This window comes from Mesorhizobium sp. M3A.F.Ca.ET.080.04.2.1 (assembly GCF_003952525.1).
Taxonomy (GTDB): Bacteria; Pseudomonadota; Alphaproteobacteria; order Rhizobiales; family Rhizobiaceae; genus Mesorhizobium.
This window is the reverse complement of the sequence record NZ_CP034451.1, coordinates 5,498,379-5,521,164: the sequence shown is the minus strand read 5'-3', so window position 1 is coordinate 5,521,164 and position 22,786 is coordinate 5,498,379. Positions and strand designations below refer to the sequence as shown.

Genomic DNA, 22,786 nt, shown 5'->3' with positions numbered 1-22,786 from the left:
GCCCTCGGCTTTCGCCGAAACGCCGAACCGGCTGATCGTTACTTTGCGTATTTGGCGCCGAACCCCAGTGCCACCATCGAGAAGATCGTGATCATGCCGGCAAAGGCGAGGCTCGCCGCGGTGGCGCTCGCCAAGCTCGACAGGATACCGATGCCGATGACCGGCAGCGCGTTGCCGCAGAAACAGCAGATGAAGAAGGCCGAGACCACTTCGGCGCGGCGGTTGCCTGGCGCGATCTGGTTCACCACCTGCAGGCCGCCTCGATAGCCGAGCGCCGCCGCCACGCCGCAGAGCGCGGTGGCAACGATCATAATCGCCATCGAGGCGAAGACCTGTGCCGCGACGATCAGCGCCACGGTCGGAATCATCAGGACGAGCGCGGCGAGCATGGTGAAGCGGCTGGGCAGCCGCGCCGTGACCAGGATCGTCGCCGCGGCCACGATCGACAGTTCGAAGAACAATCCGCCGGCCTCCGCGTGACTGGTCGCATTGAGTTGCTGCGCCAGGATGCTCGGCGCCAGCGCCGCATAGAAGCCGACCAGCGCCATCGCGCCGAAGCCGGTCACCGCAGGCGCCACGAACTGCGCGCGGATGCTGTCGGGAACCGAAAGCCGAGGTCGCATCGAGACATCGGAAATTCGCCCCGGCCTGGAGACCGTCTCTTGCGTGCGCCAGATCAGCAGGGTGATCAGCGCCAGCACGACAAGGTAGACGCCGAATGTCAGCCTCAACGGCCAGGGCGCATATTGGGCTAGCACCCCCGATAAGAGCGCGCCGACGCCCAGGCCGATGAAGTTGGTGCTGGTGGCGATAATGGCGGCGCGCGATTTGTCCTCACCTTCGATCAGTTCGGCAAGCCAGGCTGTCCCGGTTCCCGCGCCGACACCTATGCCAAGGCCGCTCAGGATGCGGGCGATGTCCAGCCATGCGAGATTTTCGGCGAAGAGAAAGAACAAGGCGCTTACGACGGCTACAGCCATCGCCGCCAGCGCGGCCGGACGGCGGCCGACAACATCCGACAGCCGGCCGAAGAACAGCAGCGCCGCCAGATTGCCGACCACATAGACGGCGTAGACCAGCGTCAACGTGATCTGCGAAAAGCCGAAGGCCTGCTTATAGATGACGTAGAGCGGCGTCAGCGCGGTGCTGCCGGCAAACAGCGCGGCGATCATTGCCGCGACGGCAGCCGTTCCGGCGCGGCCGCCGATTTCATTGTCGCGCGGCATGGTTTGGGTGTAGCTGGTCATGGCGACCTCCGGGAGTTGCAAGCCCAATCGCCTATATGGTGGCGCCGTTCCGCTTTCCCAACGCGCTGCTGACAATCCTGACAGTATGGTCTTATGCGGCGCCATTTCGTAATCTCGGACGATCCGCCAGGGAGGAACCATGGGCAAGGGACGGGTCGAAGCATTCACTGATGGCGTCGTCGCCATCATCATCACCATCATGGTGCTCGAATTGAAGGTGCCGCATGGCGAGGACCTCGCGGCACTGGCGCCGCTCTGGCCGATCTTCTTCTGCTATGTGCTGTCCTTCATCAATGTCGGCATCTACTGGAACAATCTGCACAACATGTTCCACACCGTGCAGCGCGTCGACGGACGCGTGCTGTGGGCCAACCTCAATCTTCTGTTCTGGCTGTCGCTGGTGCCGGTGACGACTGCGTATATGGGCGAGAACCACTTCGCGCCTGTGCCGGTCGCCGTCTATGGCATCGACCTTGTGCTCTGCGCCGTTGCCTACACCATCCTGGTCGTCAAGCTGGGCCATCTGCACGGCGCCGACACGACCTTCGCCAGAGCCATCGGCCACGACAAGAAGGGCAAGATCTCGCTGGTGCTCTACATTGCGGCCGTTCTGCTGACCTTGCTCAGCCAGTGGATCAGCGTGACGATCTACGTCCTGGTCGCCATCATCTGGTTTGTGCCTGACAAGCGGTTCGAACGCCTGATCGAAAGAAGCAGCTAGCGCCACTCCAGGAAAACTGCGCAGCGGTTTTCCGTCCGCAAAATGCGAAAAACAATGATTACTCCCGCATCGCCTTCAGCCTCTCGGCGACCGAGGCGGCAAGGTCGGCATAGCGCTCCTCCAGCCTTTCGGCCGCCTTGATGACCCGAAAATCATGGCCGAACTTCTCCAGTGCCATGCGTAGCTTCTCGGCGAAATCCGCCTGCTTCTCCAGTGCCGAAAACAACGTCTTGACCTGCGTCTCGCTGATATCGGGATTGCCAAGCATCTTGGGCACCTCGCGGCCCATCTGGTCGCCGGTGGCGGTCTGTTCCTTCAGGATGCCGATCCAGTCGGTCAATCGTCGAACTCCTCTTTGCCGGCAGAATGCGCGGCGCGCGCGGTCGCGGTCAACCCGTTGCCGCACATTGCGGGCAATCCGTTGCCGCCATTGCGGTCAATTCGTTGCCGCACATTGCGGTCAACCTATTGGGTCGAACCAGGCTTGTCTCGGCGCTGACCGGCGTTAAGTTCGGCCCGACTGAAAGCAAGGACCTCAATCATGACCAGCGATGCCGAAATCCAGTCTGCCCTGCCCGCCTTTGCCTCCGGCAACGTCGCCGTCATTACCGGCGGCGCCAGCGGCATCGGACTCGCCGCCGCGAAGCGCTTTGCGGCCATGGGCATGAAGACGGTGATTGCCGATCTCGGCGGCCCGCGTCTCGACCAGGCCCGGCAGGCGATCGCCGACTTCGGCGGCGATGTTCTCGCGCTCGCCACGGATGTTTCCAGGGCCGACGAGGTCGATCGGCTGGCCGAAACTGCCCATAACGCCTTCGGTGCGGTCTCGGTGCTGATGAACAACGCGGGCGTCGGCAACAACCCTGGCAAGCCATGGGAAAATCGAGATGCCTGGAAGCGACTTTTTGACATCAATTTCTGGGGTGTTGTGCATGGCGTCGAGGCTTTCGCGCCGCGCATGCTGGCGTCGGGAAAGCCCGCCCTGATCATCAACACCGGTTCCAAGCAAGGCATCACCACTCCACCCGGCAATCTCGCCTACAACGTCTCCAAGGCCGGCGTGAAGACCTTCACCGAGGGACTGGCACATGCGCTCCGCAACGAACCCGGCTCGAAGCTCGCGGCGCATTTGCTCATTCCCGGCTTCACCTATACCGGCCTGACCGAAGGCGCGACGGAGAAACCAGCCGGCGCCTGGACGGGCGAGCAGGTGATCGATTTCATGCTGGCGTCGCTCAAACGCGGCGATTTCTACATCCTGTGCCCCGACAACGAGGTCGCGCGGCCGACGGACGAAAAGCGCATGGCCTGGGCGATCGGCGACATCATCGAGAACCGCCCGGCCCTGTCGCGCTGGCATCCGGATCATAAGGATGCGTTTGCGGCTTTCATGGACCGCTGACGGACTCTCAGGCCGCCGCTTTCTTCTTGGAGCCGTTCTTCTTCGCCACGGCCTTCTTTGCGGCTGCGTCAGCGATCTTGCGGTCGTGGCTGGCCGCGGCCCTCCCAGCCACGGCTTTCTTGGCTGCTGTTTCGGCGATCTTGCGGTCGTGCCGCTTTGCCGCCGCTTCGCATTTGGAACGGATCTCCTCGACCTCGGATTCGGTCAGGTGCTCGATGCCGATGAAATGATTGTGAGCCTGGCTGACGCGGATCAGTTCGTCGAGCTTGGTCTGAATCGCGGCCCCATCACGGTTCTGTGTGTTCTGGATGAGAAACACCATCAGAAAGGTGACGATGGTGGTGCCGGTATTGATGACCAGTTGCCAGGTATCCGAGAAGCCGAAGAGCGGGCCACTGATCGCCCAGATCAACACGATCAGCACGCAGACGGCGAAGGTCGGCGGCGTGCCGGCCAGGTGAGCCACCCAATTGGCGACCCTGGTAAAATGTTTTTCGAGCATCCGATCCTCGTGAAACGCGGCGTTTCGGAAGAAACAGGCTCCAGCCCTCCCGGTTCCCAAGGAACATGTTTTCAATTTCCGCGCGTCTGCAACCGCGAAAGGCACTGAGGGATGAAAAGCAACCCGCCGGCGCCGGCTGGAAGACCTGCTCTCTCCGCTCAAAGCGGCTTATCCACTCCCTGCCGCTGGGCCGCATATCGAAACCACCATGGGCCGGAACAACCAGTGTTCAGGGTTGGCGTTCCCAGCGATCGAGGAAGGCCTCGATGGACATGGCTTGCACGTCGGGAATTGCCCTCGCCAGTTTGTCGGGCGTCCAGTCCCACCAGGCGAGGTGTTCGATGCGCGCAGCGATGTCGTCAGCGAAACGCTGGCGCAGCGGCTTCGCTGGAACACCGGTCACGATCGCATAGGCCGGCACGTCTCGCGTCACCACGGCATTGGCGCCGATGACCGCGCCGTTGCCGATAGACACATCGGGCATGACAACCGCGCCATGCCCGATCCAGACATCGTGACCGATGGCAACCGACTTGGCCTGCCGCCGCTCGCGAAACGCCGCATCGACGCCGAGCCAGCGGAAATATTCGTTCGGCCGGTAGCTGACCTTGTGCTGGGTCAGCCGCTCGATCGGGTGCTCCAGCGCATTGATGCGGCTGTTGGCAGCAATCGAGCAGAACTTGCCGATCGTCGTATAGATCGCCTCCGAATGGCGTTCGAAGTAAGAGAAGTCGCCCACCGTCACGTCGCGCAGGATCACCCGCTCGCCGATCGAGGCATAGCGGCCGAGTTTGCATCCCTTCAGCTCCGCGGTCGGATGGATGCGCGGCTCAGGATCCTTCAGGACGAGGTTTTCGGGGCGGTCCATGGCGCGGCTTTACGCCCCGGCGGCTGGTCCCGCAAGCCGGAGCCGATCGCCATCAGCCTTGGCCGGTCTCTATTGCGGCTTGCCCTTCGTCCACACCACGTTCTGGCCGTAGAGCGGAACGGTGGTGACGGACATCTTCGCCGAGCCGTTCTGCACCTGGCGCGAATGCGACAGGTAGATCAGCGTCTCGTTTTTCTTATCGTAGATGCGGTTCACCACCTGCTTTTTCCAGATCAGGCTGAGGCCTTGCTTGAACACCTCCTCGCCGCTTTCGCTGGTGTCGATGTCGCCGATGCTGATCGGACCGGTTTGGCGGCAGGAGATCGAGGAATCCGACGGATCCTCGAACCAGTTGCCCTTATGCAGCCGGTCGATGACACTGCGATCGAAATAGGCGACGTGGCAGGTGACCCCTTCGACTTTCGGGTCCTTGATCGCATCGATCATGATGTCGTTGCCGACCCAGTCGACACCGACCTTGCCGACCTCGTCCGCCATGGCAACACCGGCGCTCAGGGCAAGGAAGGCGGCGAAGACGCCGATCAGTTTTCGCAAGGAAGCCTCCTGGGTTCTCGTTTGCCGCAGTCAGGTGGGATAGGACCGTCGCATTTGCAAGCCGGTCGAGTCGAGGCACTCTAAGCTTGGCGGAATGCCAGCATCTGGCGCAGCACATCCGTCTTCAGGACGAAGTGCTGGACCAGCGCGCCCGCAATGTGCAGCAGCACCAGGTAGAGCAGGACGTTCTTGCCGACGACATGCACCAGGCCCGCTCCCGGCAACTGCAGGAACCAGGCGGCGGCGCCCGAGATCGGAACGACGAAGATGAGTGCGTAGATCGCGAAATGCGTTGCCTGGGCGAGCAGCCGCAGCGCCGGATGCTCCAGGCCCGAAACCGGTGGGACACCGCGCGTCCCCCGCAGCCAGAGCCGCCACGTTGCCAGGGCCAGCACCGCAAGACCAAGCACGACATGCATGTAGGCTAATGGCCAATCGCCGGCCGCAGCCTCTTGTCCCCGACGCAGTGAACGCCAGACATGCTCCATGCCGTCATGGGCAAGGAACTGGACCAGGATCAGCGCCGCGATGCTCCAGTGGAGCCATATCTGGGTCTTCGAATAGGATGCCACCGGCGAATCGGCCATCGTGCTGCTCCGTGAGGAAGAAGTCTTGCAACGCAGTCTGGAGGCGAAGTCGGTCAAAATAAGATCGGGCCGGCCGCGCATGGGCGGCCCTCCGATCCTGGCCGATTGCGGCAACGCGACATCTTGGCGCCGGCGGTCTCGAACCGTTAAGACTGTCGGCCAAAAGCACGTCAACTGAGCCGGAGCGGACGGCATGACAATCACGACGGACACTCCCTCATGATGCGTTCAATCCTGATCGGCATTCTTGTCCTGATGGCAGCGGGCATCGGCTGGCTCACCTTCGACTGGTACCGCAGTCACTATAGCGGCCAGCCGTTCGGCGCGCCCTTCACGCTGGTCGACCAGAAAGGCGCTCCGATCACCGAGGCCGCGTTCAGAGGTCATCCGAGCGCGGTCTTCTTCGGCTTCACGCATTGCCCGGAAGTGTGCCCGACGACGCTGTTCGAGCTGGCCGGCTGGCTGAAGACGCTTGGCGACGACGGCAAGAACCTGCACGCCTATTTCGTCACCGTCGACCCGGAGCGGGACACGCCGGAAGCCATCAACGCCTATGTCAGCAATTTCTCCGATCGTATCACCGGCATCACCGGAGAGCCTGACAAGGTGCATGCCATGGCCAAGGCCTTCAGCATCTACTGGAAGAAGGTGGACACCGGGAACGGCGACTACACGATGGACCACACCGCCTCGGTGCTGCTGCTCAATTCCAAGGGTGAGTTCTCCGGCACCATCGCCTATGGCGAAAGCGCCGACACCGCCATTGCCAAGCTGAAGCGGCTCGCGGCGGGCTAAGCATGATCCCAAAAAGTGGAACCCGGTTTCTGGAAAAGATCATGCTCGAGCAAGAGTCGACCTGATGCCGCAGACCAGGCTGCATCTCAACGCGACCAAGTCAGAGGCCGACCGCATCTTCGCAGCCCTTGCCGACGCCTTCGAAGATGACGGCCTGCCGATCGCAGTACTGGAGGTCGACGAAGACAAGGACATCCACGAAGTGTCGCTCTATGCCGATGGCGAGATCGATTCTGTCGAAGCGCGGATGAAGGACGTTCTCGCGGGCCTTGGCTTGCCGAAACCGGTGGAACGCGAAACGCTTCCCGAGATAGACTGGGTGGCACGCTCGCTGGAAGGGCTGAGGCCGGTGCGCGCCGGGCGTTTCCTCGTCCATGGTGCGCATGACCGCGGCAAGCGCCACAGCGGCGACATCGCCATCGAGATCGAAGCGGGGCTTGCCTTCGGCACCGGCCACCACGGCACCACCGCCGGCTGCCTCGAGACGCTGGAAAAGGTCGTGCGGCGCGAACATCCGCGCAATGCGCTCGATCTCGGCACCGGCAGCGCCGTGCTGGCGATTGCCTTGGCCAAGCTCGCGCATATCCCGGTGCTGGCGACCGACATCGACCCGGTCGCAGTCCGTGTGGCCGCCGCCAATGCGCGCCTAAACCGGGTCAAAGCACTCGTCGAGACGGTGACGGCGCCGGGTTTCCATCATCCGATCTTTCGCAAGCGCGCTCCCTTCGACCTGATCGTCGCCAACATATTGGCGCGGCCGCTGATGCGGCTGGCGCCGCAGATGGCCAGGCACATCACGCTCGGCGGCTCGCTGGTGCTCTCCGGCATTCTTGACCGGCAGCGCGAGGCGGTGATCTCGGCCTATGTCGGCCAGAGCTTCCGTCACGTGCGCACCTTGCACCGCGAAGGCTGGGTGACGATCCATCTCAAGCGTTGAACTGGACCAATCCTCACCCTCCGCGCGCGATCGAAAATCGATTCCGGTTTTTAGGACCATGCGCTACGGTTGTGGCAAGCATCGAGGAGAGGCCGTCATGTTCCAGACCTTTGATTCCGCTGGTGATCCGGCCGTGGGCAAGCCGCGCGTGGCGTTGCTGCGCCAGTGGCTGGCGGAGAACGGACTCGACGGCTTTATGGTGCCGCGCGCCGACGAGCATCAGGGCGAATATGTCGCCGACCGCTCGGCACGGCTGAAATGGCTTACCGGTTTCAGCGGCTCGGCCGGCGTTGCCGTCATTCTGCGCGACCGCGCCTTCATCTTCGTCGACGGCCGCTACACGCTGCAGGTGCGCAACGAGGTCGACCTCGGGATCTTCACCATCGAGAGCCTTGTCGACAACCCGCCGGCCACCTGGATCAAGGAAAATCTCGGCAAGGGCGCGCAGCTCGGTTTCGACCCATGGCTGCACACGATCGGCGAGGTCAAGGCGCTGAAGGCCTCGGCCGAACAGTCCGGCGCAACCTTGGTGCCGCTCGACGAGAACCCGATCGATATCGTCTGGAAGGACCAGCCCGGGCCGCCGCAGGCGCCGGTCGAGCTTCACCCGCTCAACTTTGCCGGCGAGCTCGCCAAGGACAAGCTGGCGCGGCTGGCGAGCGCGCTCCAAAGGGACGGCGCCACCCACGCCGTGCTCACCGACCCCTCTTCCATCGCGTGGGCGTTCAACATCCGCGGTGGCGACGTGCCGCATACGCCGCTGGCTCTGGGCTTCGCCGTGCTTGCAGCCGACGGCAAGCATCAGCTGTTCATGGACCAGCGGAAATTCTCACGCATGGTGGCCGCCTATCTCACCCAGCTTGCCGACCTGCACGATCCAGGTGAGTTCGAAACCGCCGTCGCTGCCCTGGCCGGGGACGGCGCCAGGGTCGCGCTCGATCCGGTGCTGGCGGCGGAAAAGCTGAAGATGCTGGTCGAGGACAATGGCGGCACGGTTGTTTCCGCGCCCGATCCGGCCCGCATTCCGCGCGCCACAAAAAACCAGGCCGAGATCAACGGCAGCCGCGCCGCGCACCGCCGCGACGGCGCAGCGGTCGCCAAGCTGCTCTGCTGGCTCGACCGCCAGGAGCCAGGCACGCTCGACGAGATTGCCGTCGTCACCAGACTCGAGGAGGTGCGCCGGCAGACCGGTGAGGAAACGCAGATGCCGCTGCGAGACATTTCCTTCGACACGATTTCCGGCGCCGGTCCGAACGGCGCCATCATGCACTATCGGGTATCGCGCGCCACCAGCCGCAAGCTTCAGAGCGGCGAGCTGTTCCTGCTCGATTCCGGCGCCCAGTACCAGGACGGCACCACCGACATCACCCGCACCGTGCCCGTCGGCCAGCCGACAGAGGAGATGCGCGAGCGCTTCACATTGGTGCTGAAGGGCATGATCGGCATATCGATGCTACGCTTTCCGGCCGGCACGCGCGGCTCGGAAATCGACGCCGTCGCGCGCATCGCGCTTTGGAGACATGGCTGCGATTTCGCCCATGGCACCGGCCACGGCGTCGGCTCCTACCTCGCCGTGCACGAGGGACCGCAGCGCATCGCCCGCACCGGCACCGAGAAGCTGCTCGCCGGCATGATGCTCTCCAACGAGCCGGGCTACTACAAGGAAGGCTCCTACGGCATCCGCATCGAGAACCTGGTCTTGGTAACGCCGGCCGAACAGATCGAAGGCGGCGACATCGCCATGCATGGCTTCGAGACGTTGACGCTGGCGCCTATCGACAAGCGCCTGGTCCGCACCGATCTGTTGACCCGCGACGAGTTGCACTGGCTCGACCAGTATCACGCACGTGTGCTGGCCGAGATCGGGCCCATGGTGGACGGCGAGACATTGGCGTGGCTGGAGAAGGCGACCGCGCCGCTGCCGCACGACACCAAGATCTGATTCTTATCCCACGAACTGGCGCGCAAGAATCAGAACTGCAGCGCCGGCCAGGAACATCGCCATCAGACCGCCACGCAAGGAGACGATGGCGGTGACAATCAGAGCAGCCCATTCGGCCGGGCCGGCGCTGAGTGCGGCGGGCGCGACCAGCGTCGTCAGCACCGCAGCCGGCACGGCGTTCAACCCAGCTTCGACGCGCGGATGAACGCTCTCGAAGCGCGAGATGACGAGGTGGCCACCGACACGGGTCAGATAGGTGGCGATCGCGCCGGCGATGATGATCCAGAATGTGGTGCTCATGGCCGCTCTCCCACGCCACTGTGATGGGGCGGCAGGATCACCGCCAGAAGCACGCCTGCAACAGCTCCGATGGAGACATGCCAGGGGGAGCCGACCGTCTTGTAGGCGATGATGGAGGCGATCGCGCTGGCGACGACCACGGGCGCCCAGAGCGGCCGCTTGCGGAAACCCAGGACTAGGCCGAGGAAGTAGATCGGCAGCAGGAAGTCGATGCCGAGCGCCTGGGTGTCGGGGATGAGCTTGCCGAACACCGCGCCCAGACCGCTTTCGATTACCCAGAGCACATAGACCGGCAGGCCGAGGCCCAGATACCAGGCAAAGCCGACCGTCTGTCCAGATGCGGCTCTCGCCTCGGCCACGGCATATTGCGGATCGGTCATGATGAAATAGCCGAGCGCCTGCTGCAGCACCGGCCAATGCGCGATGCGGCGGCCAAGGCCGGCGGAATAGAGCACGTGGCGAAAGTTCACCGCGAAGATCGACAGGACGATCAGCCACGGCGCCACATGCTGCCCGAACAGCTCGATCCCGACCATCTGGCTGGCGCCGCCGAAGATCAGCGCGCTCATCAGAAAGGCCTCGAGCACCGAAAATCCATTGTCGACGGCAAGCGCGCCGAACAGCATCGCGAACGGAGCCGCCGCGACAACGACGGGCATCGACAGCCGCACGCCATCCCAGAAATCGCTTCTGGCACTGCTATCGGAAATCGCTTCCGCCGACATCGACCGCTCCCTTGAGGCGTTTCATGTAGGGAGCGCGGGCTTCCTTGTCACACCAATTCGCTTGAGCCAACAATCAGCGGAACTGATCCCTGTGAGATGCGATCCCTAAACGGCGGTGCCCTGGATCGCCCTGCCCCAGTCGAGCAACGGCTTGGCGCGCAAGGTGAAGCCGACGAGGTCGTCGACCAGCGCCGGCGAATGGATCATGGTGGGATCGATGTCGTGTCGGACCACGAAATGCCGGTTGCGGACGGCTTGGGCAAGGTCGGCTTCGGCTACCTCTTCAAAACCGCGCGGCGCGCGTTTGAGGCAATCCTCGGGGTCGAGTGCGAGGCCGTTCTTCTTCAGCGACGTCACCATGGCGCGGAAGGCGGCCGGCTTGGTGACGATCGCCTTGCGCATCGCCTGCAGCAGTTCCGGGCTCGGTTGCCACCAGGCGACGCCGGCGAAACAGCTTTCGAGCCCGATATGGACGTAGAAAACGCCTTGCTCCATCTTGGTGCCGTCAGGCGACAGGATGGCCGACAGATGCCGGTTGTAGGGCCGCTTGTCCTTGGAGAAGCGCACGTCGCGGTTGATGCGGAACAGCGACTTCTTGCGATCTCCGCGCAGACCGAGCTTTGCCGCAGAAAAACGATCGCTGAGCGTCTCGACCAGAGCGCAGAACGGCTCGTGCAGTTCGCTCTCGTAGAGGTCGCGGTTCTCCTGGAACCACTCACGGCTCTGGTGAAAGTCCAGCGCCTTCAGGAACGGAATGGCTTTTTGCCCAAAACCCTTGAACACGCCGGCCATTAACCACCCCTGCCGATCCGCTGCAGCCAAGTGTCCTCGTCGATCACCTCGATGCCGAGGTCGGTCGCGGTCTTGAGCTTGGACCCGGCGCCTGGCCCCGCCACCACCAGATCGGTCTTGGCCGAGACCGAGCCCGCAACCTTGGCGCCCAGGCGTTCGGCCATCGCCTTGGCTTCCGAGCGCGTCATCTTCTCCAGCGTTCCGGTGAACACCACAGTCTTGCCGGAGACCTCGCTGCCGGCCGAAATCTCGACGACATATGGCTTCGGATGCACCTGAGCCAGCAGCGCGTCGATCACGTCGTCGTTGCGCTCGTTGCCGAAGAAGTCGCGCAACGCATTGATCACCGTATCGCCGATGCCGTTGATCGACGGGAAAACGTCATGCGGATCGTCAGCCTTTGCCGTCTCCTTCCCGACGCGGATCAGTTCTTCGATCGTTGAGAACTGCCGCGCAAGCACCGCCGCCGTCGTCTCGCCGATATGGCGGATGCCGAGCGCAAAGATGAAGCGGTCGAGCTCCGGCTCGCGCCGCGCATCGATCGCCGCAAAAAGCTTGTCGAGGCCTTCATAGTTTCGTTCCTCGACGCTGCGCACATTCTTGCGCGTCTTGCCGGACGCCTCTTCGCGCAGTCTCGCCTGCTCCTCTCGCCGCTCGGCCAGTGCCCTGGTAACGGCGGGGCGACGGTCCTTGAGCGTGAAGATGTCGGCGGCCGTCTTGATCAGGCCGGCATTGAAGAACAGGTCGATGTTCTCCGCGCCCAGGCCCTCGATATCCATTGCGCCGCGCGAGACGAAATGGCGCAATCCCTCCACGGCCTGCGCGGCGCAGATCAGCTCGCCGGTGCAGCGACGGCGCGAATCCTCCTTCCCGGTCTTCTCGTTGATCTCGCGCGTCGCCGGCGAGCCGCAGATCGGACAGGTGTGCGGGAATTGGTAGGGCACCGCGTCGGCCGGCCGCTTGTCGATGACGACGCTGACGATCTGCGGAATGACATCCCCTGCCCGCTGGATGACCACCGTATCGCCGATGCGCACGTCGATGCCGTCGCGGATCGGCTGGCCGTTGCTGTCGAAGCCTTTGATGTAATCCTCGTTATGCAGCGTGACGTTTTCGACGACGACGCCGCCGACCGTTACCGGTGCCAGCCGCGCAACCGGCGCCAGCGTGCCGGTGCGGCCAACCTGGATGTCGATCTTCTGCACGGTCGTCATCGCCTGCTCGGCCGGGAACTTGTGGGCGACCGCCCAGCGCGGCTCGCCGGTGACAAAGCCCCAGCGGCGCTGCAGCTCCAACTGGTCGACCTTGTACACGACCCCGTCGATGTCGTAGCCCAGCGCCGAGCGTTGCTCCTCGATCCGATGGTAGTGTTCGATCAGATTCTCGACCGATTTCGCCCGCACCATCAGCGGGCTGATCTTGAACCCCCACTCCGCGAACTTCTGCACCGAATCATATTGCGTCGGAGCGGGATCCGCAGTCGTGTAGCCCCAGGCATAGGCGAAGAATTTGAGATTGCGGCTGGCGGTGACGGCGGGATCCTTCTGGCGCAGCGAGCCGGCGGCCGTGTTGCGAGGGTTGACATAGTCCTGACCTCCGGCCGCGGTCGAGCGTTGCTTCAGCGCCTCGAACTCCGCGTAGGTCATGTAGACCTCGCCACGGATCTCGATGACCTCCGGCCAGCCCGAGCCCTTCAGTGTCTTGGGGATGTCGCCGATCGTCTTCAGATTGGCGGTGATGTCCTCGCCAACGGCGCCGTCGCCGCGTGTCGCGCCCTGCACGAACACGCCGTTTTCATAGCGTAGCGATGCCGACAGCCCATCGATCTTCGGCTCGGCGGTGAAGGCGATGTCGAGGTCCTTGTCGCGGTCGAAGAAGCGCCGCCCGCGCTCGATGAAATCGGCGACATCCTGGTCGGTGTAAGCCTTCGCCAGGCTGAGCATCGGCACCGCGTGGCGGACCTTGGCAAAACCTTCCGCCGGCGGCGCGCCGACCCGCCGCGACGGCGAATCCTCGCGCACGAGATCGGGAAATCGCTCTTCGATGGCGAGGTTGCGCCGCGCCAGCGCATCATACTCGGCGTCGGAGATCGTCGGCGCATCCTCGGCATGGTAGCGCCGGTCGTGCTCGGCGATCTCCCCGGCCAGACGCTTCAGCTCCTCCGCGGCCTCGCTTTCGCTCAGCGAGTCGACTGGTTTTTCCGACATGCGATGCTGTCCTCGACTTATGGCGCGCCACTATAAATCAGGATTCGCAGGCAGGGAGTCGACTTGCACAAAAATCATTCCTGAACAGCAGGATGCAGCCATCTGCTGACTCATCAAGGGAATCCGACTTTCTACGCCGCCGTGATGTTCTCGCGCAGCAACCGCTCCGCCGCCGCGCGTGCCTCCTCGGTGATCGTGGCGCCGGCAAGCATGCGCGCGATCTCTTCCTGGCGCGCGGCGCGATCCATCTCGGCAATGCCGGTGGCGACACGATCCTTGCCGGATTTGGAAATCAGGAAATGCGTTGCGGCACGCGCTGCCACCTGCGGAGCGTGGGTGACGGAAAGCACCTGCACCCGTTTCGACAGCCGCGCCAGCCGCTGGCCGATGGCATCGGCCACCGCCCCGCCGACACCGGTGTCGATCTCGTCGAAGACCAGGGTCGGCGCCGAGCCGCGATCGGCGAGCGCCACTTTCAACGCTAGAAGGAAGCGCGAGAGCTCGCCGCCCGAGGCCACCTTCATCATCGGCCCCGGCCTCGTGCCTGGATTGGTGCGCACCCAGAATTCGATCTGGTCGATGCCTTCTTCCATCCTGCTTTCGGCATCGCTCGCCAACTCGACGATGAACTCGGCGCGCTCGAGCTTGAGCGCCGGCAATTCCGCCATAACCGCCTTGGTCAGGCCGGCTGCCGCGCCATGGCGCAGCGACGACAGCTGGGTTGCCGAAATATCGTAGGCCTCGCGTGCGGCGGCCGCCTGCTTCTCCAGCCCCTGCAGGCGCTCCTCGCCCGCATCCAGGTCGGCAAGGTCGGCTGCCATCGTATCGCGCAACTGCGCCAGATCGTCGACGGCGACATTGTGCTTGCGCGAGGCGGCGCGCAGCGAGAACAGGCGCTCCTCCGCCTTTTCCAGGCGTTGCGGATCATATTCGGTGGCGCGCAGCGCTGCCTGCACGCCCGATTGCGCCGCATCGAGCGAGATCATCGCCTCGTCGAGGGACTTCAGCACATCCTCGAGCAGGCCCGGCGCCTCCCCCGCCTTGCGCTGCAGCCGCCGCAACAGGCTGGCAAGCTGCGGCAGCGGCGAGGACGGTCCCGACAGCACATCCTGGGCATCATGGATTTCGCCGGCGATCTTCTCGGCCCGCATCATCTGGGCGCGCAGTTCGGCAAGCTCGGTCTCCTCGCCCGGCTGCGGATCGAGCTTGGCCAGTTCGGCAACAGAGGCGCGCAGGTAGTCGGCCTCGCGCGCCGCCGCCTCGACCTTGGCGCGGTGCCTGGAGAGCTCCTGCTCGCAATTGCGCCAGTAGCGCCAAGCCTCGGCCGTTCCACGGACCGCGCCGAGATGGCCGCCGAAGCTGTCCAGCAATTCGCGGTGCGCGCCGGGATCGACGAGCGCGCGCTCGTCATGCTGGCCGTGGATCTCGACCAGCGCGCGACCGACATCGCGCATCAACGTCACGCTGGACGGCTGGTCGTTGACGAAAACGCGAGTGCGGCCGTCGGCCGTCTGCACGCGGCGCAGGATGATGTCGCCGTCGTCCTCGATATCGTTGTCGGCAAGCAGCAGGCGGGCGGGATGATTGCGCGGCACGTCGAACACCGCGATGACCTGTCCCTGCGCCGCTCCGTGACGGACCAGCGAAGCGTCCCCGCGCGCGCCGAGTGCGAGCGAGAGCGCATCGAGCAGGATGGATTTGCCGGCCCCCGTCTCGCCGGTCAGCACCGAAAGGCCGGGCAGAAAGTCGATGTCCAGCTTCTCGATCAGGACGATATCGCGGATCGAAAGTCTGGACAGCATCAGAAATGTCAGGCGCCGGTGATCAGCTTCCCGGCCTTGGATATCCACGATCCGGCATTCTCACGGGGCTGAAGCCCGTTGCTCTGCAGGAGCTTGTAGGAATCCTTATACCACTGGCTGTCCGGATAGTTGTTGCCGAGCACCGCCGCGGCCGTCTGGGCCTCCGAGGTCAGTCCCATCGCATAGTAGGCTTCGGTCAGGCGTGCGAGCGCCTCCTCGACATGGCGCGTGTTGGAGTAGGTCTCGACCACGGTGCGGAACCGCTTGACGGCGGCGATATATTCGCGGCGCTCGAGATAGTAGCGGCCGATCTGCATTTCCTTGCCGGCAAGCTGGTCGGTGGCAAAGCGGATCTTGTCCTTGGCGTCGTCGACATATTCGGAGGTCGGCCAGCGCGTCACCAGATCCTGCATGGTCTGAATGGTTTGGCGCGCTTCCTTCTGATCCTGGGTGACGTCCTTGATCTGGCGGTAATAGCTGAGACCGATGATGTACTGCGCATAGGCGGCCTCGTCGGTCGAGGGGTAGAGCGTCAGATAGCGCTTGGCGGTACCGATCGCCTCGTCGTAATTGCCGGCCCGATAGTCGGCGAAAGCCCCCATCACCATCGATTTGCGCGCGAATTCCGAATAGGGGTGCTGCCGGTCGACGGCATCGAACTTCTTGCTCGCCTCGTCGAGGCGGCCTGCGTTCAGATTGGCCAGGCCCTGATTGTAGAGAACGTCCGCCGGCTCGGTGTGATCGACATAGGTCGAGAGGTCGACATCCTTTTCGGACGACATGCAGGCCGACAGTACCAGCGAAGGGGCGATCAACGAAAACGCCAGGAAAACAGCCCGATGCGGCGCCTTCGATTGACCAACTCGCTTAAAGAACATGATTGGATTCCGCCCTTTCGGCGTCATTTCAGTCTGGGGCAGCAGCCATAAACCATAACTGCCTAATGCGGCAACGCTATCTGCGGCCAATCGCACATTTTTGTGGCGGCCCGGCGCGCTCCCCGAAGCTCAGCGATTTCACGGACTTGTGATGCAGCATTGCAACAGAGCCTGCCAGCCACGAGGCCGGAAAATCAGATCACCCAGGGCGCGTAGACCGGCCTGCTGACGGCAATCATCTCCGCGCTGCGGCCGCGCTCGCGCCGCGTCGTCTCGACGATTTCGAACGCCGCGCGATCCGAGAGCAGGCGCCGCAGCGCCGCCGCATTCATCCGGTGACCGCCGCGGTAGGAGCGGAAGCAGCCGATGAAGCGGGCGCCCGCCAGGGCCAGGTCGCCCATGGCGTCCAGTGTCTTGTGGCGCGCGAACTCGTTGGGGTAGCGCAGGCCGCCGACATTGATGACGCGGTTGTCGTCGCCGATAACCAGCGAATTCTCGAGCGACGAGCCGAGCGCGTAGCCGGCGGCCCATAGCCGCTCGACGTCCTTCATGAAGCCGAAGGTGCGAGCCCGCGCAAGGTCGCGGCGGAAGATGTCGGGATTGATGTCGGAAGCAAACAGCTGCCGGCCGATCGCCGGACTTTCGAAATCGATCTCGACCTCGAAGCGTGTGCCGTCATAGGGGCGGAACTCCGCCCAGGAGGCGCCGGCTTCGACGCGGACCGGTTTCACCACACGGATGTAGCGGCGCTTCACCGCCAAGATGTCGATGCCTGCATGGTCGATAGCCTCGACGAAGGCCATCGCGCTGCCGTCGAGGATTGGAACCTCCGGGCCATCGATCTCGATGACGAGGTTGTCGATACCAAGCCCGAACACCGTCGCCATCAGATGCTCGACCGTGCCGATGTGCGCGCCCGCTGGGTCGCCAAGCATGGTGCAGAGATCGGTAGCGCCGACTTCGGAGACCAGCGCGCGAAACTCGCGGCCTTCGCCCCCATTCAAGAGATGGAAGACTATGCCCGTGTCGGCATCGGCTGGCAGGAAATGAACCGTGACCGGCTTGCCGCTGTGCACGCCGGTGCCGGTCAGCGTCGCGCGCGATTTAACCGTGGTCTGATAGTCCTGCAAGACAAACCCCATAAGCCCTGATGCCCGTCCGCTTTGTCAGCCTGTTGAGCGTTTTGCAGCCAAATGGGAACAGATGGCGTCCGCGCGCTGCGGCAAAATGAACAAGGCTTGCGGCTCTGTATGATCGGCAGGCAGGGCCAACTCCCCGAATCCCGGCAAACCGACTTTAGTCCGGCGCGAAGATAGTCGCGCGTCCGGGAGACTCCAAATCACGCTTTCTTACCCCGTGTAACTGCTGCCCGGAGCGAGGAAACGCGCCTAACGATTTGATTTGTAAGGCATTTAAATGTCAACAGGCAGACGATTTCTCGTCTGCCTGTTAACAAGCGTTATATATCGTTAACGATCAGTTAGCCTGACGGCGCAGGAACGCAGGAATCTCCAGCTGATCGTCGTCCTGCACGGTGCGGCTCTGCGGCGTCAGCCGGCCCTGGTCGTCCAGTTGGCCGCGACGCGGCGCGTAGAGCTGCGGATCCTGGCTGGCGAGGCGACGCATCTCGGGTGCCGCCTGGCGCAGTTTCGGCTCGCGCGGCTGCGCCGGCTGCAGCCGTGCCGGCTCCTCCTCGCGGCGGGTCAGGCCGTTCGTCAGGCGCTTGATCAGCCCCATCGGCCCGCTGTTCTCATGATCGGCGGGGCGGCTCTTGGCTTCCACCTCGGCCTTCACCACCGGGGGAAAATCCTCGACACGCGGCATGCGCTGGGGCGCCGCGGCCATCGGCTGCGGCATCTCGCGCTGCGGCGCGGGCTGCACGACCTGCTGCTGCACTACTGGCTGCGGCGGCGCCGGCGGGGCCTGGAAGATCTTGCTCTGCGGCCGGAAGTCGTCGACCGGCGCCGGACGCGGCTGCGCCATCGCGGCCGCGTTTGCCTCGGCAAGCTGGATCGCTTCGGCGACCGGATCTACAGCGCGCGGCTCGTATGCGGCCTGCTGCTGAACCGGCGCAGGACGGCTTTCCTGGGCGGGCACCGCCGGGCGGTTCACCGGCTTCTGCGGCGCGCGGATCGAGATCGGCGCTGCGGCGATTTCGGCCGCCGACTTGTCGATGCCGGTGGCGACAACCGAGACGCGGATCACGCCTTCCAGTTCCTCGTCGAAGGTAGCGCCGAGGATGATGTTGGCGTCCTGGTCGACCTCCTCGCGGATGCGGGTGGCAGCTTCGTCGACCTCGAACAGGGTGAGGTCGCGACCGCCGGTGATCGAGATCAGCAGGCCCTTGGCGCCCTTCATCGAGGTCTCGTCGAGCAGCGGGTTGGCGATCGCTGCTTCGGCGGCGGCCATCGCGCGGCCCTCGCCCGAGGCCTCGCCCGTGCCCATCATCGCCTTGCCCATCTCGCGCATAACCGAGCGGACGTCGGCGAAGTCGAGGTTGATCAGGCCTTCCTTGACCATCAGGTCGGTGATGCAGGCGACACCGGAGTAGAGCACCTGGTCGGCCATGGCGAAGGCATCGGCGAAGGTGGTCTTGTCATTGGCCAGCCGGAACAGGTTCTGGTTCGGGATGACGATCAGGGTGTCGACGCATTTCTGCAGTTCCTCGATGCCCAGGTCGGCCGTCTTCATGCGGCGCTGGCCTTCGAAATGGAACGGCTTGGTGACGACGCCGACGGTGAGGATGCCCTTCTCGCGCGCGGCGCGGGCGACGACCGGAGCAGCGCCAGTGCCGGTGCCGCCGCCCATGCCGGCGGTAACGAAGCACATATGCGTGTTGGAGAGATGATCGATGATCTCGTCGATGCACTCCTCGGCGGCGGCGCGGCCGACTTCCGGCTGCGATCCTGCGCCGAGTCCCTCGGTGACATGCGCGCCGAGCTGGATCAGCCGCTCCGACTTCGACATGGTCAGCGCCTGCGCATCGGTGTTGGCCACCACGAATTCGACGCCGCGCAAGCCGGCGGTGATCATGTTGTTGACGGCATTGCCGCCGCCGCCGCCGACACCGAACACGGTGATGCGTGGCTTCAGCTCGGTGATGTCCGGCTTTTGCAGATTGATGGTCATTGTCTCCGTCCTTTGCCTTTCCCGCCGCTTCGCCGCTGCGGCCGCCTATGGGGCTGTCCCCGTCAAATTAAAAACTGTCTCTCAACCACTGACTCATGCGATGCAGTTTTCCGCCTGTTCCGGTCATCCTGAAACCGGAAAGTCCTTTCGCCGTATGGCTCTCGAAGCTCGCCATCTGCGGATAGATCAGCAGTCCGACCGGGGTCGAGAACGCCGGTCCCTTGGCCGCCTCGGGCAGGCCCGCCACGCCGAGCGGCCGGCCGATGCGCACGTTGCGTCCGAGGATGCGCCGCGCCGCTTCCGGCAGCCCCGCCAGCTGGCTGGCGCCGCCGGTGAGCACGACGCGTTTGCCGACGGCATTGCCGTAGCCCGACTTGTTCAGCCGGTCGCGCAACAGCTCCAGCGTCTCGTCGATGCGCGCGCGCACGATCCGCGTCATCACCGAGCGCGGTATCTGCAGCGGCACCTCGCCTTCCTCGCCGATCGGCTGGATCGATACCAGATCGCGGTCGTCGGCGCTGCCGGGCAGTGCCGAGCCGTGCATCACTTTCAGCCGCTCGGCGGCGTCGAGCGAGGTCGACAGGCCCTTGGCCATGTCGAGCGTGACATGGTTGCCGCCGATGGCGATCGCATCGCCATGCACGAACTTGCCTTCGGAGAACACCGAAATCGTCGTGGTGCCGCCGCCCATATCGATGCAGGCTGCGCCCATTTCGAGCTCGTCGTCGACGAGCGCCGCAAGCCCGCTGGCATAGGGCGTCGCCACCATCCGTTCGACCGACAGGTGCGAACGGTTGATGCAGAGTTCCAGATTGCGCATCGGCGCGGCATCGCCGGTCAGCACATGCATGTCGACGCCGAGCGCGTCGCCGACCATGCCGCGCGGGTCGCGAACGCCGCGTTCGGCATCAAGCGAGAACCCCACGGGAAGCGAGTGGATCACCTCGCGTTCGGCTTTCAGCGCCTGCTTGGCGCCCGCGGCGAGCACGCGCTTGATGTCGGCTTCCTCGGCCTCATGGCCGCCGAGATTGATGGTCGCCGAGAAGGCTTCGCTCTTCAGGCGCCCGGCCGTCATATTGACGATCAAGGAGTCCACGGTGAGCCCCGCCATGCGCTCGGCGGCGTCGACGGCAAGCCGGACGGCATGTTCGGCGCGGTCGAGGTCGACAACGACGCCGGACTTCACCCCTTGCGACTTCTGGTGGCCTATGCCGATCACCTGGATGCGGTGCGAGCGACCGCGCAGGAGCTTGCCGTCCTCGTTCGGCTTCAGCTTGGCCACCACACAGCAAACCTTGCTCGAGCCGACATCGAGCACCGTAAGCGTGCCCGACCGGCGCGAAGAAGCGTCACCGCTGCCGCCAAGCCAGCTCATATCTTCGTCTCCGGCTTGCGCTTGGTCAGGCTCTTCGGCTTTTCGCTGAGCGCAGCTTCGCGCTGCGTCGCCGCCTCCGGCGACAGCTCCACGACCAGCCGGTCGGACAGGCGCATGTCGACCGCGGCGATGTCGCGCGTCAAAAGCCCGTTGTCACGATCGAGCTTGACGAGTTCGGCGAGCGCCTGGTCCTCGCCGTCCTCCGGCAACTTGACCGTGATGCCGTTCTCCAGCTTCAGGTCCCAGCGCCGCTCGCCGACGCGGATATAGCCTTTGACCCGCGCGGCGAGTTCCGGGTAGCGCTTGACCTTGTCCACAAAACCAGGGGCAGCCGCCGGAGCGCCCGTGCCGACGATCAGCGGCAGCATCGCCTGCTTGCCGCCAGAGAAGGGCGCGATCACCTCGCCCGACCGCTCGATCACGGAAAGCGAATTGCCCTGCTGCCACAGGGCGAAAGCCTCACGCTCTTCGACGCGCACCTCCAGCGTGTGCGGATAGATCTTGCGCACCGCCGCGACCTCGACCCAGGGCAGCGTGGCGATGCGCTCACGCGCAGCCTCGGCGTCGAAGCCGATCAGCGACGTCCAGCCGTCGAGGCCGAGCCGGTCCAGGATGTCGATCTCCGACGTCTGGAGATTGCCGACGACCTTGATCTGATCGACGGCGAAGCCGGTGCGGGCCGTGACGCCCTGGACCACGACATCCGTGTAACCGCCGAGATAGGCGCCATAGGCGCCGCTCGAGCAGAGCAGCGCGGCCGAGAGGATCGCAGCCGAGAAGCGCGGCGGTTCGTATTCGCCGCTGCAGAGGCGCGCGAGCACCCGCATCGGCCGGCGAAGCTGACGCGGCAACACGAAATGATCGAACGGCAGCGGGATGCCAAACAGCACCGGACCGGCCCCGCCCTTGCCCTGTCCCCACCTCAACGCAGACACGAAGCGTCCTCCACCATCCAACTCAACAGATCGCCGAACGAATGTCCCGCGTGCGCGGCGATTTCAGGCACCAGAGACGTCGGCGTCATGCCCGGCTGGGTGTTGATCTCGAGCCAGACAACCTCGCCGTTTTCGGAGTGGCGGTCGTCGTAACGGAAGTCCGACCGGGAAACGCCCCGGCAGCCGATAGCAAGATGAGCCTTGAGGGCCAGTGTCTGTATTTTTTGGTAAATATTCGGTGAAATTTTAGCAGGGGTTTCGTGTTTTGATCCGCCGGCGACGTATTTTGAATCGTAGTCGTAGAAGGAATGACCCGTCGGGATGATCTCGCAGACCCCGAGCGCCACATCGCCCATCACCGCGCAGGTCAGCTCCCGCCCGTGGATGTAGCGCTCCACCATGACGGTCTCGCCGTACTTCCACTCGGGCGAGCCGATCACCTGCGGCGGATGCGACTGCCCTTCATGCACGATGACGACGCCGAAGCTCGAGCCCTCGTTGACCGGCTTCACCACATAAGGCGGCCTCATCGGATGCTTGCTCCGGATGGCGAAGCGGCTGGTCACCTTCGATTCCGCGACCGGAATGCCCGCCGCCTTGGCGATCTTCTTGGCCTGCTGCTTGTTCATGGCCAGCGCCGAAGCGAGCACACCCGAATGGGTGTAGGGGATCGCGAGATATTCGAGAATTCCCTGAATGGTGCCATCCTCGCCGAACGGGCCATGCAGCGCATTGAAGGCGACGTCGGGCTTAAGTTCGGCAAGCTCGGCTCCGACGTCGCGCGAAACGTCGACTCGAGTGACCTGATAGCCTTCCTTCTCGAGCGCATCGGCACACGCCTTCCCCGACGACAGAGACACGGGCCGCTCCGAGGAGAATCCTCCGAGGAGCACAGCCACATGCTTCTTCTTCATTCCCGTCATTCCCTCTCACGCCGGGCTGCAACCACCAGTTCCGCACCACATTCCCGAACATTGAGTCCGAGTCTTCCGGCAGGTTGCCCCCCAGACGGAAAACGCGACTTCACGCGTCGAACGACTCAAATCAGGAAACGCTTTAGAGCAGAGAATCAGAGAGTTGATTCCCT

At 64.1% G+C, this 22,786-nt stretch carries 22 protein-coding genes; 5 read left to right on the top strand and 17 right to left on the bottom strand.

Going from position 1 to position 22,786, the window contains the following annotated elements; genetic code table 11:
• Nucleotides 1-38: 38 nt before the first annotated feature.
• Nucleotides 39-1,247, bottom strand: a complete 1,209-nt coding sequence (locus tag EJ074_RS26290; RefSeq protein ID WP_095808153.1) for an MFS transporter — start codon at nucleotides 1,245-1,247, stop codon at nucleotides 39-41.
• 139 nt (nucleotides 1,248-1,386) lie between these two features.
• On the opposite strand from EJ074_RS26290, the gene EJ074_RS26285 reads away from it, so the two are divergent.
• On the top strand, nucleotides 1,387-1,968 hold the full coding sequence (locus EJ074_RS26285) for a TMEM175 family protein (protein WP_095808154.1): 582 nt from the start codon (nucleotides 1,387-1,389) through the stop codon (nucleotides 1,966-1,968).
• 58 nt (nucleotides 1,969-2,026) lie between these two features.
• On the opposite strand, the gene EJ074_RS26280 is transcribed toward EJ074_RS26285, so the two are convergent.
• Nucleotides 2,027-2,308, bottom strand: a complete 282-nt coding sequence (locus EJ074_RS26280) for a hypothetical protein (protein ID WP_095808155.1) — start codon at nucleotides 2,306-2,308, stop codon at nucleotides 2,027-2,029.
• A 201-nt stretch (nucleotides 2,309-2,509) separates the two neighbouring features.
• Between EJ074_RS26280 and EJ074_RS26275 the strand changes: the two genes are divergently transcribed.
• Nucleotides 2,510-3,370, top strand: a complete 861-nt coding sequence (locus tag EJ074_RS26275; RefSeq protein WP_095808156.1) for an SDR family NAD(P)-dependent oxidoreductase — start codon at nucleotides 2,510-2,512, stop codon at nucleotides 3,368-3,370.
• Between the two features lie 7 nt (nucleotides 3,371-3,377).
• Here EJ074_RS26275 and EJ074_RS26270 read toward each other — a convergent pair whose 3' ends face one another.
• The 4 genes from EJ074_RS26270 to EJ074_RS26255 form a co-directional block, all read right to left on the bottom strand.
• Nucleotides 3,378-3,872, bottom strand: a complete 495-nt coding sequence (locus EJ074_RS26270; RefSeq protein WP_095808157.1) for a low affinity iron permease family protein — start codon at nucleotides 3,870-3,872, stop codon at nucleotides 3,378-3,380.
• 229 nt (nucleotides 3,873-4,101) lie between these two features.
• Entirely contained in the window at nucleotides 4,102-4,740 is a 639-nt protein-coding gene (locus tag EJ074_RS26265) for a DapH/DapD/GlmU-related protein (RefSeq protein WP_095808158.1), read from the bottom strand.
• A 69-nt stretch (nucleotides 4,741-4,809) separates the two neighbouring features.
• Nucleotides 4,810-5,238 (bottom strand): CreA family protein, encoded by a 429-nt coding sequence (locus EJ074_RS26260; protein ID WP_095808250.1) that lies wholly within the window; start codon nucleotides 5,236-5,238, stop codon nucleotides 4,810-4,812.
• 137 nt (nucleotides 5,239-5,375) lie between these two features.
• Nucleotides 5,376-5,882, bottom strand: a complete 507-nt coding sequence (locus EJ074_RS26255; protein WP_165350015.1) for a cytochrome b/b6 domain-containing protein — start codon at nucleotides 5,880-5,882, stop codon at nucleotides 5,376-5,378.
• Nucleotides 5,883-6,101: 219 nt separating this feature from the next.
• Between EJ074_RS26255 and EJ074_RS26250 the strand changes: the two genes are divergently transcribed.
• The 3 genes from EJ074_RS26250 (at nucleotide 6,102) to EJ074_RS26240 (ending at nucleotide 9,556) form a co-directional block, all read left to right on the top strand.
• Nucleotides 6,102-6,677, top strand: coding sequence for an SCO family protein (locus EJ074_RS26250; RefSeq protein WP_095808160.1), 576 nt, complete (start codon nucleotides 6,102-6,104; stop codon nucleotides 6,675-6,677).
• Between the two features lie 64 nt (nucleotides 6,678-6,741).
• The gene (locus tag EJ074_RS26245) at nucleotides 6,742-7,614 is read left to right on the top strand and encodes a 50S ribosomal protein L11 methyltransferase (protein WP_095808161.1); all 873 of its coding nucleotides are present in this window, start codon (nucleotides 6,742-6,744) and stop codon (nucleotides 7,612-7,614) included.
• 97 nt (nucleotides 7,615-7,711) lie between these two features.
• Nucleotides 7,712-9,556, top strand: coding sequence for an aminopeptidase P family protein (locus EJ074_RS26240; RefSeq protein ID WP_095808162.1), 1,845 nt, complete (start codon nucleotides 7,712-7,714; stop codon nucleotides 9,554-9,556).
• 3 nt (nucleotides 9,557-9,559) lie between these two features.
• Here EJ074_RS26240 and EJ074_RS26235 read toward each other — a convergent pair whose 3' ends face one another.
• From EJ074_RS26235 to EJ074_RS26185, 11 genes are all read right to left on the bottom strand, one after another.
• On the bottom strand, nucleotides 9,560-9,856 hold the full coding sequence (locus EJ074_RS26235; RefSeq protein WP_095808163.1) for an AzlD family protein: 297 nt from the start codon (nucleotides 9,854-9,856) through the stop codon (nucleotides 9,560-9,562).
• Nucleotides 9,853-10,581: an AzlC family ABC transporter permease gene (locus EJ074_RS26230; RefSeq protein WP_095808164.1), complete on the bottom strand. Its 729-nt coding sequence runs from the start codon at nucleotides 10,579-10,581 to the stop codon at nucleotides 9,853-9,855. The genes EJ074_RS26235 and EJ074_RS26230 overlap by 4 nt, the downstream gene beginning before the upstream one ends.
• 105 nt (nucleotides 10,582-10,686) lie before the next feature.
• A complete protein-coding gene (locus tag EJ074_RS26225) occupies nucleotides 10,687-11,373 on the bottom strand; it encodes a TIGR02453 family protein (protein ID WP_095808165.1) in 687 nt (228 codons plus the stop codon).
• Nucleotides 11,373-13,580: an NAD-dependent DNA ligase LigA gene (gene ligA, locus EJ074_RS26220; RefSeq protein ID WP_095808166.1), complete on the bottom strand. Its 2,208-nt coding sequence runs from the start codon at nucleotides 13,578-13,580 to the stop codon at nucleotides 11,373-11,375. The genes EJ074_RS26225 and ligA overlap by 1 nt, the downstream gene beginning before the upstream one ends.
• A gap of 131 nt (nucleotides 13,581-13,711) precedes the next feature.
• Nucleotides 13,712-15,382 (bottom strand): DNA repair protein RecN, encoded by a 1,671-nt coding sequence (gene recN / locus EJ074_RS26215; protein WP_095808167.1) that lies wholly within the window; start codon nucleotides 15,380-15,382, stop codon nucleotides 13,712-13,714.
• 8 nt (nucleotides 15,383-15,390) lie between these two features.
• Nucleotides 15,391-16,260, bottom strand: coding sequence for an outer membrane protein assembly factor BamD (locus tag EJ074_RS26210; protein ID WP_095808251.1), 870 nt, complete (start codon nucleotides 16,258-16,260; stop codon nucleotides 15,391-15,393).
• A 194-nt stretch (nucleotides 16,261-16,454) separates the two neighbouring features.
• Nucleotides 16,455-17,402, bottom strand: a complete 948-nt coding sequence (gene lpxC / locus EJ074_RS26205; protein WP_095808168.1) for a UDP-3-O-acyl-N-acetylglucosamine deacetylase — start codon at nucleotides 17,400-17,402, stop codon at nucleotides 16,455-16,457.
• A 334-nt stretch (nucleotides 17,403-17,736) separates the two neighbouring features.
• Nucleotides 17,737-19,389, bottom strand: coding sequence for a cell division protein FtsZ (gene ftsZ, locus EJ074_RS26200; RefSeq protein WP_095808169.1), 1,653 nt, complete (start codon nucleotides 19,387-19,389; stop codon nucleotides 17,737-17,739).
• 67 nt (nucleotides 19,390-19,456) lie between these two features.
• Complete coding sequence (gene ftsA, locus EJ074_RS26195; RefSeq protein ID WP_095808170.1) at nucleotides 19,457-20,764, bottom strand: cell division protein FtsA; 1,308 nt, start codon at nucleotides 20,762-20,764, stop codon at nucleotides 19,457-19,459.
• Nucleotides 20,761-21,699 (bottom strand): cell division protein FtsQ/DivIB, encoded by a 939-nt coding sequence (locus EJ074_RS26190; protein ID WP_095808171.1) that lies wholly within the window; start codon nucleotides 21,697-21,699, stop codon nucleotides 20,761-20,763. Before EJ074_RS26190 ends, ftsA begins: the two co-directional genes overlap by 4 nt.
• A complete protein-coding gene (locus EJ074_RS26185) occupies nucleotides 21,687-22,613 on the bottom strand; it encodes a D-alanine--D-alanine ligase (RefSeq protein ID WP_095808172.1) in 927 nt (308 codons plus the stop codon). The genes EJ074_RS26190 and EJ074_RS26185 overlap by 13 nt, the downstream gene beginning before the upstream one ends.
• Nucleotides 22,614-22,786: the final 173 nt, after the last annotated feature.

Excerpts from the sequence above, each read along its gene's own strand:
- EJ074_RS26290 (WP_095808153.1), bottom strand. The coding sequence starts at position 1,247 with ATGACCAGCTACACCCAAACCATGCCGCGCGACAATGAAATCGGCGGC.
- EJ074_RS26285 (WP_095808154.1), top strand. The coding sequence starts at position 1,387 with ATGGGCAAGGGACGGGTCGAAGCATTCACTGATGGCGTCGTCGCCATC.
- EJ074_RS26275 (WP_095808156.1), top strand. The coding sequence starts at position 2,510 with ATGACCAGCGATGCCGAAATCCAGTCTGCCCTGCCCGCCTTTGCCTCC.
- EJ074_RS26270 (WP_095808157.1), bottom strand. The coding sequence starts at position 3,872 with ATGCTCGAAAAACATTTTACCAGGGTCGCCAATTGGGTGGCTCACCTG.
- EJ074_RS26265 (WP_095808158.1), bottom strand. The coding sequence starts at position 4,740 with ATGGACCGCCCCGAAAACCTCGTCCTGAAGGATCCTGAGCCGCGCATC.
- EJ074_RS26260 (WP_095808250.1), bottom strand. The coding sequence starts at position 5,238 with ATGGCGGACGAGGTCGGCAAGGTCGGTGTCGACTGGGTCGGCAACGAC.
- EJ074_RS26255 (WP_165350015.1), bottom strand. The coding sequence starts at position 5,882 with ATGGCCGATTCGCCGGTGGCATCCTATTCGAAGACCCAGATATGGCTC.
- EJ074_RS26250 (WP_095808160.1), top strand. The coding sequence starts at position 6,102 with ATGATGCGTTCAATCCTGATCGGCATTCTTGTCCTGATGGCAGCGGGC.
- EJ074_RS26245 (WP_095808161.1), top strand. The coding sequence starts at position 6,742 with ATGCCGCAGACCAGGCTGCATCTCAACGCGACCAAGTCAGAGGCCGAC.
- EJ074_RS26240 (WP_095808162.1), top strand. The coding sequence starts at position 7,712 with ATGTTCCAGACCTTTGATTCCGCTGGTGATCCGGCCGTGGGCAAGCCG.
- EJ074_RS26235 (WP_095808163.1), bottom strand. The coding sequence starts at position 9,856 with ATGAGCACCACATTCTGGATCATCATCGCCGGCGCGATCGCCACCTAT.
- EJ074_RS26230 (WP_095808164.1), bottom strand. The coding sequence starts at position 10,581 with ATGTCGGCGGAAGCGATTTCCGATAGCAGTGCCAGAAGCGATTTCTGG.
- EJ074_RS26225 (WP_095808165.1), bottom strand. The coding sequence starts at position 11,373 with ATGGCCGGCGTGTTCAAGGGTTTTGGGCAAAAAGCCATTCCGTTCCTG.
- ligA (WP_095808166.1), bottom strand. The coding sequence starts at position 13,580 with ATGTCGGAAAAACCAGTCGACTCGCTGAGCGAAAGCGAGGCCGCGGAG.
- recN (WP_095808167.1), bottom strand. The coding sequence starts at position 15,382 with ATGCTGTCCAGACTTTCGATCCGCGATATCGTCCTGATCGAGAAGCTG.
- EJ074_RS26210 (WP_095808251.1), bottom strand. The coding sequence starts at position 16,260 with ATGTTCTTTAAGCGAGTTGGTCAATCGAAGGCGCCGCATCGGGCTGTT.
- lpxC (WP_095808168.1), bottom strand. The coding sequence starts at position 17,402 with ATGGGGTTTGTCTTGCAGGACTATCAGACCACGGTTAAATCGCGCGCG.
- ftsZ (WP_095808169.1), bottom strand. The coding sequence starts at position 19,389 with ATGACCATCAATCTGCAAAAGCCGGACATCACCGAGCTGAAGCCACGC.
- ftsA (WP_095808170.1), bottom strand. The coding sequence starts at position 20,764 with ATGAGCTGGCTTGGCGGCAGCGGTGACGCTTCTTCGCGCCGGTCGGGC.
- EJ074_RS26185 (WP_095808172.1), bottom strand. The coding sequence starts at position 22,613 with ATGAAGAAGAAGCATGTGGCTGTGCTCCTCGGAGGATTCTCCTCGGAG.